The following is a 17,304-nucleotide window of genomic DNA, read 5'->3' as shown; positions in this document are numbered from 1 at the left end:
TTCTCAAGCTGTTAGGTACGAACAAAAATGGCTGCGTACGCAGCCATTTTTCTCATCCTTTATAAATTTTGGGGTTAAACACATCCCTGAGCCAATCACCCAGCAAGTTGATAACCAACACCAGCAGCACTAAGGCAATACCAGGAAAGACCGTTATCCACCACGAACCAGAGAAAATGTAATTAAAGCCAATACTAATTAATGAGCCCAAAGACGGCTGATCGACAGGCATACCCAAGCCTAAAAACGATAATGCCGCTTCTGACATAATCGCGTTAGCCACTTGAACCGTTGAAATCACCAAGATCGGAGACAGACAGTTGGGAAGAATGTGCCGGAACATAATACGCGGTGATCGAAACCCCATCACACGCGCCGCTTCAACATATTCTTTTTTCTTCTCCGCCAGTACAGAGGCACGAATAGTACGCGCATATTGCGGCCATTCGGCAATCCCAATAATCACCACCAGCATCAAGATCGCATATTGACTATAAAACTCGCTACCAAAGCTGGCTTTAAAAATCGCAGACACAATGATCGCCACCATCATGGTAGAGAAAGACAGCTGAATATCTGCAATCCGCATAAAGAAGCTATCTATCCGTCCGCCAAAGTACCCCGCACTCAGTCCTATGATTGTCCCTAAGATGAGCTGTAACCCCACCGCACATAGACCAATGGTCAGAGAGATACGCAGGCCATAAATCATAGTGGATAAGATATCTCGGCCCTGGTTATCCGTCCCTAATAAGAAGCGAGGATCGCTCCATTCCATCCAAGCAGGCGGTAACTCTGAGTCCATGATATCAATCGACATCAAATCATAAGGATTGGTTGGTGCCACCAAAGGAGCAAACACAGCCAGTAGGAGAAAAACCATAAAAATGGCAAAACTGGCCATCGCCACCTTGTCACGCTTAAAGTGATAGAGGAAATCTGAGGCCAAAAAGCGTTGCCAGCGACTTGGGGTGGTATGTGCTTGTGTCATCGCTTACGCCTCCTTACCGGTAATGTTAACCGTGGGATTAATCAGGCCATACAGTAAGTCGACAAATGTATTGGTGACGACAAAGATTAATCCGACGAAAATGACATAGGCAGTAATCAAAGGTGTATCGACACGGTTGATCGCTTCAAGAAAGAGAAAGCCCATTCCTGGCCACTGAAACACGGTTTCTGTCAAAATGGTATAGGCAATCATGGTGCCGATTTGCACTCCGCCTACAGTCACCACAGGTAACATGGTGTTTTTCAATGCATGCTGATAATAAACCTTATTTTCGGGGAGCCCTTTCGCGCGCGCAAATTTGACATATTCAGTGCCCAACGCTTCCAGCATTTCAGAACGCACCAAGCGAATAAATAGCGGCAACATGATAGAGGCCAATGACACGGCGGGTAATACTAAGTGCGCAAGGCCGTCTAGGGTGAAAAAGCCAGACTCCCAACCTAGCCAATTGGCCGTTTCCCCTCGCCCATAGGAAGGTAACCAGCCAAGCTCAATGGAAAAGACGTACATCAGCATGATTGCCGTCAGGAACACGGGAATCGAAATCCCTACGATACTAAAGCCCATGATAATCTTGGTAAGTATACTTTTGGGATGGATAGCGGCGTACACACCAAGTGGAATCGACACCACCACGATGATCAACGCCGCACCGACCACCAGCTCTAAAGTGGCGCCCAGTTTATCTAAAATGACATCGACAACCGGTCGTTTAAAGAAGTAAGAATTGCCTAAATCACCTTGTAGGGCCTGACCGACAAAGCGAGTATATTTGGTTATAAAGGGATCATTAAGTCCCATTTCATCGCGCAGCGCATCGCGCTCTGCTTCTGATACTGATTGTCCCACCAGCTCCCGCAAGGGGTCGCCAAGGTTGTCTTGGATAGCAAACGCCACCAGACTGATGACAAACATCACAATCAGTGCCTGTACCAGACGTTTGACTAAAAACGTTACCATGTGTGCCTCTAAGCGATTGGAGAATCAAGGCCCCAGGATTGGGGCCCTGTGTCAATCCATTACTCGACCACTAAATCGCCGAAGTAAGGGAAGTTCATACCGTTAACGATCGGTTTGATGTTAACGTTATTTTTGGCTGCCCAAGACGGATCTTGCCAGTGCAGAGGAAGGAAAGCCGCATCGTCATACAAGATCTTCTCGACCTTTTGCAGCATCGCGTTACGTTTTTCCAGATCCGTTTCTGAATTCGCATCGAGTACCAGTTTGTCCACTTCACTGTTCGAGTAATGGCCACAGTTATACTGCCCTTTACCCGTGTCAGCGTTGCGGGTCATGGTGAGGAACTCGGTAAAGTTAGCCGAATCTTCCGTATCTGGGTGCCAGCCGATCATTTGCATACCGGCTTCACACTTATCAAACTCAGGCCAGTACTGCGCTTTTGGCATGGTCTGTAAATCCACTTTGATGCCGATTTTCGCCATCATCGCGGATACCGCTTGAGCGATTTTTTCATCATTCACATAGCGGTTATTGGGGGCAATCATGGTGACAGAAAAACCATCAGGATAACCGGCTTCTTCCATCAACTTTTTCGCTTTCGCCAAGTCATAACGAGGCGCGAGATCGGCATTGTAACCCGCATAACCGACTGGGCTTTGCTGGCTTGCCGGTGTCGCGGCGCCTTTCATAATTTTTTGCGCGATGCCTTCGTTATTGACCGCATACGCCACCGCTTGACGGACACGCGGGTCTTTAAATTCATCCACCACACTTTGGTTCATTTGGAAGGTAATCACGCGTGTACCTGGCATGGTCACCAGCTGCAAATTATCAGAGCGATCGATGCGACGATAATCGTTGGGCGATACAGGGGCGATCATATCGACGTCACCCGATAGCAGTGCCGCGACACGGGTGGCATCTTCTTTGATCGGACGCAGCGTGATGTTGTCGACATTGCCTACGCTGTCTTTGTCCCAGTAATTCTCATTACGGTCAAATTCAACCACTACGCCTTGTTCACGTTCGTCGACCACGTACGGCCCTGTGCCTGACAAGTGTGTTGATGCATACGTTGAACCATTTTTCTTCAGCTCAGATTTGTCGCGTCCGTCTTCGGTCTCACCACTATAGAATTTGCTGTCCATGGGGAACACGTAGGTCATCACGTTTTCTACCAGTGGGTAGGTGCCGTCGGTGACCACATCAACGGTGTGCTCATCGACTTTTTTGATGTCAACGATTGGGGTGAAAATCCCTTTAAAATCCGGCGAAGATTTCAAACGATCAAACGTCCAAACAACGTCATCAGCACTAAATGGGTTACCGGAGTGGAAAGTGACCCCTTCGCGAAGGTTGAAACGCACGGTTTGATTGTCGATACGCTCCCACGAGGTGGCAAGACGAGGCTCGAAGTCCATCTCTTGGGTAAAGCGGACCAAGGGGTCGAAGACCATGTGTGATAGCTGTAAGGTACCACCAGACAGTTGCTCATGCGGATCCAAAGAAACGGGATCCGCGTCATAAGCCACTGTAATGTCGGCAGCGGCAGCACTAAAACTTAGGCCAGCGGCCATGAGTGCCACGGCTATCTTGCTCTTCATTGTTTTCATTGCATAGCTCCTTTATGCGTAGGGGATATACCCCCTGCTGTGTTTGCATCATAGATACGGTGCGGCCCTTGGCCGCGTCGACATAGCACGCTATGCCGGTTGCAAACCTTCTGTGCTCATTCCCTTAAACTCAGGCATTAATGAGATAAGATGACGGCTATATTCATGTTGTGGGTCAGTAAACAGTTGCTCGGTTGGAGCGACTTCAAGTAGCTGACCTTTACGCATCACCCCAATGCGATCGCACATTTGACGAATCACCGGTAAATCATGGCTGATAAATAACATGGTCAGATTGAGCTCGTCTTGCAGATCTTTAAGCAGATTTAAGATCTGAGCCTGAACAGAGACATCTAACGCGGAGGTTGGCTCGTCACAAATCAGCAACCGTGGTCGCGTCGCCAGTGCGCGGGCAATCGAGATACGCTGACGCTGGCCACCAGAAAACTCATGCGGATATTTGATCCCAGCACCACGGCCTAATCCCACGTGATCGAGCAAGTCTCCGACAATTTGACGGATTTGCGACTCACTTTCTGCCAAGCGGTGAAAGCGAATCGGCTCCGCGATAATGTCATAAATCTTCATCCGCGGATTCATGGATGAATAGGGGTTTTGAAACACCATCTGCATTTGACGACGGATTGGACGACGGGCCCGCTCACTTTTTATCGCGGTCAAATCGATATCTTCAAAAATAATCTGGCCGGTATTGGGCGGATACAGCCCGGTAATCGCCCGAGCGATGGTTGACTTCCCGGATCCTGACTCGCCGACCAGACCAAAAGTTTCCCCTTCAACAATATCAAAGCTGACGTGGTCCGAGGCTTGGACATATTCGCGACGGCTGGCAAAAAACGAATCCTTGGTCACAAATCGCAACGAGACGTCCTTTACTTGTAACAAGGGGCCAGAATAAGCGCGTTGGTCTTGGCTTTGTCCTAGCCAGTGGTTCTTCACATCCAGCTCAAGGGTTTCGCCTGCTTCTTCGATGTAATTCACCAAAGGAAAACGATCCAGTTTGATATCGGAACGTGGCACGGCGGAGATTAAACTTTGGGTATAAGGATGTTGCGGATCGCCCAACACTTGCTGTGTGGTGCCGAGTTCAACTAAGTCACCTCGATACATGACCGCGACACGATCAGTCACATTCGCCACTACGCCCATATCGTGGGTCACTAACATACAACCCACATTTTTCTGCTGGCATAAATCGCGAATCAAATTGAGAATTTGATCTTGAATCGAAACATCCAATGCTGTCGTTGGCTCATCAGCGATAATTAAATCTGGCTCACCGGCCAATGCGACCGCAATCACCACGCGCTGACGCATCCCACCAGAAAATTGATGCGGATACTGCTTAATACGCAACTCAGGCTCTGGGATCCCGACTTGCTCCATCAGGCTTATCGCACGCTGATAGGCTTGCTGGGACGTCAGATTAAGGTTGGTTATTATCGTTTCTGTCAGCTGTTGCTCGACAGTAAATAACGGGTTCAGCGAGGTCATGGGATCTTGAAAAATAAAGCCAATCTTATCGCCACGCACTTTGCGCATTTGATTGGGTGTCAGGCCCGATATTTTTTGACCATCGAGGTACACATCACCACTGGCAATGCGTCCTGGAGGGCTAAGTAAATCAATCACCGCATTTCCAACGGTTGATTTACCTGCGCCGGACTCACCGACCACGCCGACAATCTCACCACGCTCAATCGTTAATGACAGCGAGGTCACGGCCGCGTGGACACCATGGCGAGACGGGTACTCTATTCGGAGGTTATTAACTTCTAGCAGTGACATTTTTCATCCTTGATATCGTCAAAAGGTGACGATCAACGTGCTAACCAAAACAAGGGGCTGCCTCGCCTTGGAGAGATGCGATTCCAATCTGGCAAATATTTCACAAAAAATCAACATCACAGAAGAAAACACCATAAAGGCCTAATCATCTCGGATATTCATTCATCTAACTACCAGCACTTGCCCGGCGGCAAGACACAAAACACACTTCATATCATAAAGATATAAGCTATTCCCACTCCCTCTGTTTTAAAGCAAATCACGCATAGAATAAAGCCATCTGAATTAACAGCCACATAACATCCGTAGTGATAATGACTGATTTATAAATGATGGACACACTTCATAAGTTATAAGTTACTTATTAAGTAGTTTTTTATCCTTATCAAAGACAGGTATAGCAGTTATATCGATCAGTTGTGAATTTATGACCAATTGATGACTTTTTATCTCGCTAAACCTTGATAGCGCTCTAATTTCCGTATTTTATTTTCTATGTCAGCGAATAGACAAAAGGAAACAGAGAAGAGAAACAGAGAAGAAAGAGGAGAAGGAAGAAAACGAAAAAACCCCAGCCGTTAGGCTAGGGTTTGTAATAGTGGTCGGTGAAGAGGGATTCGATGCGACCGGGCTTCCGGCCCCCGACCCTCTGCACTCGGCGAACAGATATAAATGAAAAACCCCAGCCATTAGGCTAGGGTTTGTAATAGTGGTCGGTGAAGAGGGATTCGAACCCCCGACCCTCTGGTCCCAAACCAGATGCGCTACCAAACTGCGCTATTCACCGACATATCGCTTAGTGCGAAAATAATGGGGTGGCTGACGGGACTTGAACCCGCGACAACTGGAATCACAATCCAGGGCTCTACCAACTGAGCTACAGCCACCACTGATTTTCTGCCATATTCCTATCCCGGAATGGCGCGCCCGACAGGATTTGAACCTGTGACCTTTGGCTTCGGAGGCCAACACTCTATCCAACTGAGCTACGGGCGCTTGCCCCGTTGGCGGTGTCGAATATTACGGATATCACCACCAGCCGTCTAGCATTTTTTTTAATTTTTTTACTGACTGGTCTCTTTTTCAACAAATCGCGTAGAAATCGTCAGTAAGGTCTCTACTATAACGGTTTAACGTAACAATCTAAAGCGCTATAATCACCTAATCTTTACACGGGGTTAACCTAGCGAGGTTGGCCAATCCGTTGAGACGAGACTGACAGGCCGCAACCGAATCACTCTTGATTGATTCACCCCTTAAGGTTGGCGGCAAATAACATAAAAAAGGCGTTAAGCCACCAGTAATGTGGGAGTGTCATTGTGAGCGCAAAGGGAAAAAGTCTAGGTCGTATTATGGTTGCCTCGGTAGCAGCCCTACTATTTGCTTCTGCTGCGCAAGCATTAGAAGTGTCTGAACAAGAAAAAGCCGCAATCGCCGAGCGCATTGCACCTGTGGGTGACGTGTATATTGATGGAGAAGCCCCCACGCAAACGGCGGCAGCAGAGCCAACTGGCCCACGTAGCGGTGACCAGGTCTATAATACTTACTGCACAGCCTGTCACAGCACTGGTGCAGCTGGCGCCCCCAAAACCGGTGATGCCGCCGCTTGGGGCCCACGTGTTGATAAAGGCATGGAAACCCTAGCCAAACATGCGATCAACGGTTTTAATGCGATGCCTGCCAAAGGCACCTGTATGGACTGTTCGGATGATGAAATCGTCGCGGCTATCGAGCACATGCTCGACGCACTCTAATAGCACCGCTCATCAATCGTTTGACAATAACGCCGCCTTCGCGGCGTTACTTACTGAGCAAGACTGTGTTTAGGATGACTTGTTTTTATCGAGCATGGCTTTTAAGTTAGCGATCGCCGCTTGCCCTTTTTCCATTCTCTCTTCTTGAGACACAGGTTTTTTCTGCGACTCCCACTCAAGATCATCAAACGGCAATTCGTCGAGAAAACGGCTTTGTTGTGGCTTGATAAGCTCGCCAAACTGACGCCTTTCTTTGCAAACGACAAAGGTCAGCGCCTTTTGCGCACGGGTCAATCCGACGTAAGCTAAACGCCGCTCTTCGTCGATATTATCTTCATCAATACTCGATTGATGAGGCAACAAGCCTTCTTCCATACCGATCAAATACACGTATGGAAATTCTAGACCTTTCGATGCGTGCAACGTCATCAGCTGTACTTGGTCAGCCTCGTCATCATCTTCGCCTCGCTCCATCATGTCACGCAGCGTCAGGCGCTGAACCACTTCTCGCAGGCTTCGTTCAACCTGATCCGGATTATCCCCCTGAAGATCAGCGACAATCCAACTGTGAAGCTGTGAGACGTTTTTCATCCGCATCTCTGCCACTTTGGGACTGGATGAACTCTCATACAGCCAATCTTCATACTGTGTATCTCGCAACAGTGATCGTATCGCGGACACGGTATCGCCCCGCTCAGCCTGATCAGACAGTTCCACAATCCACCGCGTAAACGCTTGCAGGGCAGCCAGCCCTCGCCCAGATAAATGCTGGGTCAGGCCTAACTCAAAGCTCGCCGCAAACAAGCTCTTGCCGCGCTGATTGGCATAACTGCCGAGTTTTTCTAATGTCACCGTGCCAATTTCGCGTCGCGGCGTATTGACTACGCGCAAAAACGCATTGTCGTCATCTGGGTTGGTCAACAAGCGCAAATAGGCCATGATGTCTTTAATTTCGGCGCGCGAGAAGAAGGACGTGCCGCCTGATATTTTATACGGGATACGATTTTGTATCAGGGCTTTTTCAATCAAACGCGATTGGTGATTGCCACGGTATAAGACCGCGTAATCTTTGTATTGCGTACGCCCTAAAAAACGGTGGCCTATCAGTTCCCCAACCACACGTTCCGCTTCATGCTCTTCGTTATTGGCAGTCAGCACTTTGAGCATGTCGCCATCGGGCAAGGCAGAAAATAGCGTTTTTTCGAATACATGGGGGTTATTGGCTATCAAGATATTGGCTGCACGCAGTATTCGACTGGTTGAGCGGTAATTTTGCTCCAACTTCACCACATGCAGACGCGGAAAGTCTTGTTGTAAGTACACCAGGTTTTTCGGCTGAGCGCCTCGCCAGGAGTAAATCGATTGGTCATCATCCCCTACCACGGTAAAGCGTGATCGCTCACCCACCAGCAGCTTCACCAATTGATACTGGCTGGTGTTGGTATCTTGATACTCGTCGACCAATAAATAGCGAATACGTGCTTGCCAACGCTCACGCACGGTTTGGTTTTGGCTAAGTAGCGCCACCGGCATCAAGATAAGATCATCAAAATCGAGCGCGTTATAGGCCCGCATTTGTTTTTGATAGCGCGCATAGCAGGCGGCAAATAACTGGTCCCGCTCACCTTGTGCTTGCGCCAGCGCTTCATCGGGTCCCAACATGGCATTTTTCCAGTTGGAGATGGTGTGCACCAATTGACGCAGCAAGTCTTTATCATTATCTAGCTCTTGTTCGGTCAGAGCTTTGAGTAGCGCTAATTGGTCTTGATCATCAAACAACGAAAAGCCCGCTTTTAACCCCAAGGTTTTGTATTCTCGGCGGATAATATTCAGGCCCAAGGTATGAAAGGTTGACACCATCAAGCCGCGCGATTCTTGCTTACCCAAGCTTTGTGCCACGCGCTCTTTCATCTCTCGTGCCGCTTTGTTCGTGAAAGTCACCGCGGCAATATGACGCGCTTTATAGCCACATTGTTGAACCAAATAGGCGATCTTATGCGTAATCACGCGTGTTTTTCCCGAGCCTGCGCCAGCTAACACCAGACAGGGGCCAGAAATATGGCGGACTGCATCCGATTGCGCAGGATTAAGCTTCATGATGGCGGCACCTCGTTAATGGCTGAGAGGGCATTGTAGAAGGAATCTTACTGATGTCTATCTCACCCAAGCAAGGCTCAACAAGCTTGCTACAATTTATGCTTGTCATACGCACAAAATTCACTCTAAAATGAATGAACGTTCATTCACTAGTAAGTTCATCATCAATGGACAAACGTACGCAAATATTCGCGGCGACAGAGCAACTGATTGCCACGCGTGGGCTCGACAAGGTCTCAATGCATCAGGTCGCCACCCAAGCGCAAGTGGCCGCCGGCACCATTTATCGCTATTTTAACGATAAAGAAGACTTGCTTCGTCAACTGTCTATGCACCTTATGATGCAATGTGCGACCCATATTCAACAGGGGGTAAAGGATGAACCAACCCTAAAAGATCAATTTGAGCGGTTATGGCGCAACACGTGGACCATGATGCTACAACGCGATCACTTATTATTATCTCGTGACCAGTTTGATGCTCTGCCACGCGATGATCAGTCACAAACCCAGCAAGAGCGAGAGGCCTTCTCTGATCTTTATCAAGTCTTTCAGGAAGGTAAGCGGCAAAAGCGCTTTAAGCCACTGGACGATGAGGTGCTCATCACCTTGGGGCTTGAACCCGTTTTTTGTTTAGCTCGCAAACAGGTTCGGGGTGTTATAACTCTAGACAGTTATGCTATCGCAGATGCGATCCAAGCTTGCTGGGATGCAATTTCTCTTCACTAACGACGCTCGGAGCTTACTTCGATGAAAAAATGGTTTTTCTTTATGGTTATCCTTGCACTGCTGCTGTTTGGCAGTGTGATTGGCTTTAACCTTTTTAAGCAGCAAAAGGTTGCAGAGTATATGGCAAACATGCCAGAGCCGACGCACCCAGTGACGGCAGTGACCGTTAACGCTGAACCCTGGACACCCACCATGGATGCCATCGGGTTTGTTGAGCCCAATCAAGGGATCACCTTAACCACGCAAATTGCCGGTGTGGTGGATGTGATCAACTTTGAATCAGGCCAAACCGTTAAACGTGGGCAAAATCTGGTTGAACTCGACTCTAGCGTTGAAAAAGCCAACTTGGCAAGTACGCAAGCACGATTACCCGCCGCAGAAGCCAAGTTCAAACGTTATCAAGGACTGTTTACTAAAGGGTCGATTTCTAAAGAAGCATTGGATGAAGCTGAAGCGAATTACCGTTCTTTACAAGCTGACATTAATGCGCTTGAAGCCACCATTGCACGTCGTAATCTTCAAGCTCCCTTTGATGGTGTGATTGGCCTGCGTAATGTATTTATGGGTGAGTACCTGCAGCCAGGTACCGATATTGCTCGGCTAGAAGATACCTCGGTAATGAAACTGCGCTTTACCGTGCCGCAAACCGATATCTCGAAGCTCCGTCTAAGCCAGGCATTACGCATTACAGTCGATGCTTATCCTGAAAAAGAATTCATCGGCTCTATCAGTGCTATCGAGCCTGCGGTCAACAGCCAGAGCGGCCTGATTAAAGTGGAAGCCAATATTCCCAACAATGATGGCCAGTTACGCTCAGGGATGTTCGCCCGCGCCGATATCGTTTTGCCGACGGTTGAGAATCAAATCGTGATTGATCAAACCGCGATTAACTTCAATCTATACGGTGAAAGTGTGTATGTGATCCGTGAAGAAGATGGAGAAAAGCGCGCTTATCAACAAGTCCTTAAAGTCGGCGAGCGTCGTGGCCATCAAGCACGCATTATCGACGGTCTAAAGCCTGGCGATCAGGTTGTTACGTCCGGCCAGGTGCGCTTAAGCAATGGCTCTAAAGTGAAAATCGTCGACAACGACGCTCTCACTCCACCAGAACAATTACCTCAATTGTAAGACGAGGATGTGATGCGCTTTACTGATATTTTTATCCGGCGCCCAGTGCTAGCTGCGTCAATCAGTATTCTGATTGCGCTGCTCGGCTTGCAGTCTTTATTTAAGATGCAAGTTAGGGAATACCCGGAGATGACCAATACCGTGGTCACCATCACAACCAGCTATTATGGTGCCAGTGCTGACTTGATTCAGGGTTTTATTACCACCCCGCTCGAGCAAGCTGTCGCCCAAGCTGACAATATTGACTTTATGACCTCAGAATCGGTGCTGGGATCATCGACAATCACAGTCAACATGAAGCTAAATACCGATCCGAATGCCGCCTTGGCAGATATACTGGCCAAAGTCAATTCGGTAAGGGCACAGCTCCCGGCAGAATCAGAAGATCCGTCCGTATCCATGTCGACCGGCTCTACGACCGCGGTCATGTATATCGGTTTTACCTCGCCAGAACTCGACTCGAGCCAGATCACCGATTATCTTGAGCGCGTGGTTAAACCCCAATTGTTTACTGTGGGTGGGGTGTCAAAAATCGATCTATATGGCGGGGTGAAGTACGGCTTACGTGTATGGCTTGATCCTGAAAAGATGGCGGCCTTTAAGCTAAGTGCCACTGATGTCATGTCAGTACTCGATGCCAATAACTACCAGTCGGCAACCGGTCAAGCTACCGGTACCTTTATGGTCTACAACGGCAGTGCGGATACGCAAGTTTCAACGCCAGAAGAGTTAGCCAAACTGGTGGTTGATACGCAAGATGGCCGCATCGTGCGGTTAGGCGATATTGCTAACGTCTCGCTGGAAAAAAGTCACGACCGAGTCCGAGCGCTTGCCAATGGTTCTGAGGCAGTTGTCGCAGCCATTAACGCTACTCCCTCAGCCAACCCGATCAATATTGCTGCCGACGTGGTGGACATGTTGCCCGAAGTGGAACGTAACATGCCCAGCAACATTGAAATGAACGTGTTGTATGACTCGTCGAATGCGATCAATGAGTCAATCAATGAGGTAATCAAAACCATCATCGAAGCCGCGTTAATTGTGTTGGTGGTTATTACTCTGTTCTTGGGCTCGTTCCGCGCGGTAATCATCCCCATTATTACCATCCCGCTGTCGCTGATTGGTGTAGCGCTAGTGATGGAAATGATTGGCTTCTCACTGAACTTGATGACGCTACTGGCCATGGTTCTGGCCATCGGCTTGGTGGTCGATGACGCCATTGTGGTGCTCGAGAATATCGACCGTCATATTAAGTTAGGTGAGTCGCCGTTCCGTGCCGCCATCATTGGTACCCGTGAGATAGCAGTGCCCGTTATTTCTATGACGCTAACACTGGCAGCCGTTTATGCCCCTATCGCCATGATGGGCGGGATCACCGGCTCCCTGTTTAAGGAGTTTGCATTAACGCTTGCTGGGGCGGTGTTTGTGTCCGGTATTGTGGCACTGACGCTCTCGCCGGTGATGTGTGCGACCTTGTTAAAAGCCAATGCGCAACCGAGCCGTTTTGAGTTAGCAGTACATCGCTTCCTTGATGGGATGACAGATAAGTATGCGCGTATGCTCAGCAAGGTGATGGAGCGCCGTCCGGTGATCGTGACGTTTGCGGTGATTGTATTCGCTTCCCTGCCGGTGCTGTTTAGCTTTATCCCTAGTGAGCTTGCTCCGTCAGAGGATAAAGGCGTGGTGGTCATGATGGGTACTGCGCCCTCCACCGCTAACTTGGATTACATCCAAAACAGCATGGAGGAAGTAAACCAAAAACTGGACCAGCAACCCGAAGTGGCTTTCTCACAAGTCTTCTCCGGGGTACCTAAGTCGAATCAAGCCTTTGGTATCGCCTCATTAGTACCTTGGAGCGAGCGGGAAGCGAGCCAGTCTGAGGTAGTCAAACGCATGGCGAATGAAGTGAAGGATATTCCAGGTATGAAGGTCACCACCTTCGAAATGCCGGAATTGCCAGGTGCTTCCTCAGGTTTGCCTATTCAATTTGTGGTGACATCGCCCAATAACTTCGAAAGCCTGTATCAGGTAACCGCTGAAATCATGGGCGAAGTGCAATCAAGCCCAAATTTCGTTTACTCGGAGCTTAACCTTAACTTCGACTCCGCCACCATGAATATCCATATTGATAAGGATAAAGCGGGATCGTATGGCGTCACCATGCGTGATATCGGTACGACGATCGGGACCATGATGGCCGACGGCTACATTAATCGTATTGACTTTGACGGCCGATCGTATGAAGTGATCCCGCAAGTTGAGCGTAAATATCGCCTTAATCCTGAGTCGATCGAAAGCTACTACGTGAGCGCTGCCAACGGTGATTCGATACCTCTCGGCTCTTTGATTGATATTGAAGTGACAGGCGAGCCGCGCTCGTTACCTCATTTTAATCAATTGAATGCCGCGACGATTAGTGCCGTTGCTGCCCCTAGCGTGACCATGGGTACCGCCGTAGAGTGGTTTGAAAGCAAAGCGGCAGAACTGCCAAAAGGGTATCAGCACGATTATCTTGGTGAATCGCGTCAATACGTCACTGAAGGCAGTGCACTGTATGCAACTTTCTTGTTTGCGCTGGCGATTATTTACTTAGTGCTTGCGATTCAGTTCGAATCGCTACTCGACCCTCTGGTGATCTTGGTCTCAGTGCCTCTGGCGATTTGTGGCGCTTTGATTGCTTTGGCGTGGGGGCTGTCATCGATGAATATCTACTCGCAGGTGGGGCTGATAACCTTGATAGGTCTAATTACCAAGCACGGTATTTTGATCTGTGAAGTTGCCAAAGAGCAGCAGCTATATCACCAAGCCAGTCGAATGGATGCGGTAAAAGAGGCTGCAAAAATTCGTCTGCGTCCGATCTTGATGACAACAGCTGCAATGATTGCAGGCCTTATCCCGCTTATGTTTGCCAGCGGCGCCGGTGCCGAACAACGCTTTAGCATCGGGATAGTCATCGTGGCGGGTCTTGCCATCGGGACATTATTCACGCTATTCGTTCTGCCAGTGATTTATACCTATCTGGCCAGCAAGCACAAGCCGCTGCCGGTGTTTGTCGAAGACGATGAGCTTGATAAGCTCGATGAAGACTATCGTGCATCACATTAATGCATCCTATTAAGGGCCTACGGGCCCTTTTCTTTTGTCATCCTTTCGACAAGCTGTACGTATTTACATAGAATAAAGACAGTTAATAAAGGAGTATTCCATGTTTGACCCGAAAAAACTTGAGCAAATGGCCAAGCAAATTCACGATGCCATGCCTCAGCCTGTCAAAGAGTTAGGCACGGATATGGAAAGCCGTGTGCGCCAAGCCATTCAAGGCCAGCTGACTAAGCTTGACGTGGTAAGCCGTGAGGAGTTTGATGTACAAACTCAGGTATTACTGCGCACGCGTCAAAAGCTCACCGAGCTCGAAGCAAAGCTTGAAGAAATGGAAACAAAGATCGGCCAATCGCAAGATAACCAGCAATAACCGATCGCATCAACGCAAAAAGCCTGACCCTCAGGCCAGGCTTATCTCTGCGTATCATTTCAACTGACGGCAGTCAGTTATCGAGCGCAGTTAGCTATTAAGCGTAATTAGTTATCAAGCGCGATTAATTATCAAGTGCAATCTGCTTCATATCAGTCATATAGCCGCGTAACTCTTCGCCGATATATTCGATCGGGTGATGACGAATACGGTCATTCACTTCAATCAAGGTGGCGTTATCAACCTGATTAGATGTTTCTGACAATCCTTTGCCAATCACATCCGCGCCCACCGTTGGCATAAAATGCTCGCGCAACAATGGCGTCGCGACATTAGCGAACAAGTAGTTACCGTACTCTGCCGTATCGGAAATAACCACGTTCATTTCGTAAAGACGCTTACGTGCAATGGTGTTGGCAATCAACGGCAACTCATGCAATGACTCGTAATACGCCGACTCTTCCACAATACCGGATGACACCATGACCTCAAAGGCAAGCTCGACCCCAGCACGCACCATAGCAACCATCAAAATACCGTTATCAAAGAATTCTTGCTCACTGATACTGGCATCTGACTCGGGATAGTTTTCAAACGCGGTCTGTGCCGTTTCCTCACGCCAAGTGAAAAGATCTTTATCGCCATTATCCCAATCGGCCATCATGGTCGCGGAGAAATGGCCAGAGATAATGTCATCCATGTGTTTGTTGTAAAGGGGACGCATAAGCTCTTTAAGCGACTCCGACAGCTCAAAGGCTTTTACTTTCGCGGGGTTGGACAAGCGATCCATCATATGCGTGATGCCACCGAATTTCAGCGCTTCAGTAATGGTTTCCCAGCCATATTGAATAAGTTTCCCCGCATAACCCGGCTCAACACCTTCTGCAATCATTTTCTCATAGCAAACAACCGATCCGGCCTGCAGCATGCCACACAGGATGGTTTGTTCGCCCATCAGGTCTGATTTTACTTCCGCCACAAACGAAGACGCTAGCACCCCGGCACGATGACCGCCGGTTGCGGCTGCCCATGCTTTCGCAACCTCAAAGCCTTCGCCGTTAGGATCATTTTCTGGGTGGACCGCGATCAGCGTCGGCACACCAAAGCCGCGTTTATACTCTTCACGCACTTCGGTACCTGGACACTTAGGCGCCACCATAACGACGGTAATATCTTCACGAATGCGCTGACCCACTTCGACGATATTAAAGCCATGAGAGTAACCGAGCGCAGCGCCATCTTTCATCAACGGCATGACGGTCTCTACGACGTTGGAGTGTTGCTTATCTGGGGTCAGATTGATCACCAAATCCGCTTGTGGGATCACATCTTGGTAGCTCCCCACTTTAAACCCATGATCGACCGCGTTTTGGTAAGAAGGACGCTTCTCATCAATCGCCGCCTGACGCAGTGCATAAGCCACATCGAGACCAGAGTCACGCATGTTTAGACCCTGGTTAAGCCCTTGCGCCCCACAGCCAACAATCACCACTTTTTTACCTTTGAGGAATTCGGCCTCGTTGGCAAATTCATCGCGCGACATAAATCGACAAACGCCTAATTGTTCCAATTGTTGACGCAAATTCAGGGTATTAAAGTAGTTCGCCATAGGGTGCTCCATTGATTCGAATCCATGATTGGGTGTGTTTTCACCGCTTAATTTTGATACTACCTTAACCGTCACATTGCCTAAAGTGATATATTCACAACATGACATTGCAAATAAAGCAAGAACACACCATGAACACCAAACAACTTACGGGTTTTCTTCACCTCTGTGATACCAAAAGCTATACCCGTGCGGCAAAAGCCATGCATGCTAGCCCATCGGCCTTAAGTCGGATTATTCAACGGCTTGAGGGGGACATCGGTCAACCGTTGTTTATTCGGACTAACAAAGCCGTTACCTTAACACCCGCAGGAAAAACGTTATTACCCGTGGCGCGAGAAATCTTACAACTATGGCATACCACCAAAGCCAATATTAATGAACATGCCTCTTTGCTCGGCGGTAAACTCACGCTCTTTTGCTCGGTCACCGCCAGCTATAGCCATTTACCTGAGCTCCTCGCGCGATTTCGTCAGCAATACCCAAATATCGAGCTACAACTGCTGACCGGCGATCCCGCTCAGGCAGAAGAAAAGGTGCAAGACAATAGTGCAGACATTGCCATTGCCGCTAAACCAAAGTATTTGTCGTCAAGTTTAGTCTTTCAACCCATTGATACCGTGAGCTTGTCGGTTATCGCGCCGGCAATGGCCAGCAGTGGCATTGATCTGCAAACCATTGACTGGCAACACACACCTTTGATCTTGCCCGAAGCAGGGACAGCCCGTGATCTCGCGGATCAGTGGCTAGCCAGCAAAAGCATCGAACCAAACGTCTACGCACAAATAGCGGGTCACGAGGCGATAGTCAGTATGGTGGCATTAGGCTGTGGTATTGGTGTTGCACCGGATGTGGTGATTGATAACAGTCCAGTAAAGGACAAGGTTGAGCGCTTACGCCAAGAAATTGTGCAACCTCTCGAACTAGGCCTTTGTTGTAAAACTTCCCGCGCCAAAGAGCCTTTACTCAATGCCCTACTCGATACGATGCGATAATCCAAAAAGCCCCAACATCACTATCCAGGGGCTTAAACGCAAAAAACCCCAGCTTTTCAGCTAGGGTTTCTAAGTAGTGGCGGAGTGGACGGGACTCGAACCCGCGACCCCCGGCGTGACAGGCCGG

Annotated in this window: 12 protein-coding genes and 3 tRNA genes; 6 read left to right on the top strand and 9 right to left on the bottom strand. The window is 48.8% G+C overall.

Annotation, left to right across the window (positions count from 1 at the left end; all coding sequences use genetic code 11):
• Positions 1-52 precede the first annotated feature (52 nt).
• The 7 genes from BZJ21_RS10745 to BZJ21_RS10715 form a co-directional block, all read right to left on the bottom strand.
• Positions 53-991, bottom strand: a complete 939-nt coding sequence (locus tag BZJ21_RS10745; RefSeq protein ID WP_077577298.1) for an ABC transporter permease — start codon at positions 989-991, stop codon at positions 53-55.
• A gap of 3 nt (positions 992-994) precedes the next feature.
• Positions 995-1,972: an ABC transporter permease gene (locus BZJ21_RS10740; RefSeq protein ID WP_021022169.1), complete on the bottom strand. Its 978-nt coding sequence runs from the start codon at positions 1,970-1,972 to the stop codon at positions 995-997.
• Between the two features lie 59 nt (positions 1,973-2,031).
• Entirely contained in the window at positions 2,032-3,585 is a 1,554-nt protein-coding gene (locus BZJ21_RS10735) for an ABC transporter substrate-binding protein (RefSeq protein WP_077647396.1), read from the bottom strand.
• 90 nt (positions 3,586-3,675) lie between these two features.
• Positions 3,676-5,394 (bottom strand): ABC transporter ATP-binding protein, encoded by a 1,719-nt coding sequence (locus BZJ21_RS10730; protein ID WP_077669767.1) that lies wholly within the window; start codon positions 5,392-5,394, stop codon positions 3,676-3,678.
• Between the two features lie 710 nt (positions 5,395-6,104).
• A tRNA-Pro gene (locus tag BZJ21_RS10725) sits at positions 6,105-6,181 on the bottom strand.
• Between the two features lie 24 nt (positions 6,182-6,205).
• Positions 6,206-6,281: transfer RNA gene (locus BZJ21_RS10720), tRNA-His, on the bottom strand.
• Positions 6,282-6,313: 32 nt separating this feature from the next.
• A tRNA-Arg gene (locus tag BZJ21_RS10715) sits at positions 6,314-6,390 on the bottom strand.
• A 323-nt stretch (positions 6,391-6,713) separates the two neighbouring features.
• Between BZJ21_RS10715 and BZJ21_RS10710 the strand changes: the two genes are divergently transcribed.
• Positions 6,714-7,148: a c-type cytochrome gene (locus BZJ21_RS10710; protein WP_077669766.1), complete on the top strand. Its 435-nt coding sequence runs from the start codon at positions 6,714-6,716 to the stop codon at positions 7,146-7,148.
• Between the two features lie 69 nt (positions 7,149-7,217).
• On the opposite strand, the gene rep is transcribed toward BZJ21_RS10710, so the two are convergent.
• A complete protein-coding gene (gene rep / locus BZJ21_RS10705) occupies positions 7,218-9,245 on the bottom strand; it encodes a DNA helicase Rep (protein ID WP_077669765.1) in 2,028 nt (675 codons plus the stop codon).
• Between the two features lie 167 nt (positions 9,246-9,412).
• On the opposite strand from rep, the gene BZJ21_RS10700 reads away from it, so the two are divergent.
• The 4 genes from BZJ21_RS10700 (at position 9,413) to ubiK (ending at position 14,573) form a co-directional block, all read left to right on the top strand.
• Positions 9,413-9,973 carry a TetR/AcrR family transcriptional regulator gene (locus BZJ21_RS10700; protein ID WP_025744533.1) on the top strand — a complete coding sequence of 187 codons (561 nt, stop codon included), beginning with the start codon at positions 9,413-9,415 and terminating at the stop codon, positions 9,971-9,973.
• A 21-nt stretch (positions 9,974-9,994) separates the two neighbouring features.
• Positions 9,995-11,101: an efflux RND transporter periplasmic adaptor subunit gene (locus tag BZJ21_RS10695; RefSeq protein ID WP_077577389.1), complete on the top strand. Its 1,107-nt coding sequence runs from the start codon at positions 9,995-9,997 to the stop codon at positions 11,099-11,101.
• Positions 11,102-11,113: 12 nt separating this feature from the next.
• Complete coding sequence (locus tag BZJ21_RS10690) at positions 11,114-14,206, top strand: multidrug efflux RND transporter permease subunit (protein WP_077669764.1); 3,093 nt, start codon at positions 11,114-11,116, stop codon at positions 14,204-14,206.
• Positions 14,207-14,306: 100 nt separating this feature from the next.
• Positions 14,307-14,573 (top strand): ubiquinone biosynthesis accessory factor UbiK, encoded by a 267-nt coding sequence (gene ubiK / locus BZJ21_RS10685; RefSeq protein WP_021022177.1) that lies wholly within the window; start codon positions 14,307-14,309, stop codon positions 14,571-14,573.
• Between the two features lie 124 nt (positions 14,574-14,697).
• Here ubiK and ilvC read toward each other — a convergent pair whose 3' ends face one another.
• A complete protein-coding gene (ilvC, locus tag BZJ21_RS10680) occupies positions 14,698-16,182 on the bottom strand; it encodes a ketol-acid reductoisomerase (RefSeq protein ID WP_077669763.1) in 1,485 nt (494 codons plus the stop codon).
• 131 nt (positions 16,183-16,313) lie between these two features.
• Here ilvC and ilvY point away from each other — a divergent pair, with 131 nt between their 5' ends.
• Complete coding sequence (ilvY, locus tag BZJ21_RS10675) at positions 16,314-17,177, top strand: HTH-type transcriptional activator IlvY (protein ID WP_077669780.1); 864 nt, start codon at positions 16,314-16,316, stop codon at positions 17,175-17,177.
• Positions 17,178-17,304: the final 127 nt, after the last annotated feature.

The organism is Salinivibrio costicola subsp. alcaliphilus, assembly GCF_001996185.1.
Lineage (GTDB): Bacteria > Pseudomonadota > Gammaproteobacteria > Enterobacterales > Vibrionaceae > Salinivibrio > Salinivibrio costicola.
The sequence above is the reverse complement of the archived record's forward strand: the minus strand, read 5'-3'. Positions and strand labels throughout refer to the sequence as shown.

Excerpts from the sequence above, each read along its gene's own strand:
- BZJ21_RS10745 (WP_077577298.1), bottom strand. The coding sequence starts at position 991 with ATGACACAAGCACATACCACCCCAAGTCGCTGGCAACGCTTTTTGGCC.
- BZJ21_RS10740 (WP_021022169.1), bottom strand. The coding sequence starts at position 1,972 with ATGGTAACGTTTTTAGTCAAACGTCTGGTACAGGCACTGATTGTGATG.
- rep (WP_077669765.1), bottom strand. The coding sequence starts at position 9,245 with ATGAAGCTTAATCCTGCGCAATCGGATGCAGTCCGCCATATTTCTGGC.
- BZJ21_RS10730 (WP_077669767.1), bottom strand. The coding sequence starts at position 5,394 with ATGTCACTGCTAGAAGTTAATAACCTCCGAATAGAGTACCCGTCTCGC.
- BZJ21_RS10700 (WP_025744533.1), top strand. The coding sequence starts at position 9,413 with ATGGACAAACGTACGCAAATATTCGCGGCGACAGAGCAACTGATTGCC.
- BZJ21_RS10735 (WP_077647396.1), bottom strand. The coding sequence starts at position 3,585 with ATGAAAACAATGAAGAGCAAGATAGCCGTGGCACTCATGGCCGCTGGC.
- ubiK (WP_021022177.1), top strand. The coding sequence starts at position 14,307 with ATGTTTGACCCGAAAAAACTTGAGCAAATGGCCAAGCAAATTCACGAT.
- ilvC (WP_077669763.1), bottom strand. The coding sequence starts at position 16,182 with ATGGCGAACTACTTTAATACCCTGAATTTGCGTCAACAATTGGAACAA.
- ilvY (WP_077669780.1), top strand. The coding sequence starts at position 16,314 with ATGAACACCAAACAACTTACGGGTTTTCTTCACCTCTGTGATACCAAA.
- BZJ21_RS10695 (WP_077577389.1), top strand. The coding sequence starts at position 9,995 with ATGAAAAAATGGTTTTTCTTTATGGTTATCCTTGCACTGCTGCTGTTT.
- BZJ21_RS10690 (WP_077669764.1), top strand. The coding sequence starts at position 11,114 with ATGCGCTTTACTGATATTTTTATCCGGCGCCCAGTGCTAGCTGCGTCA.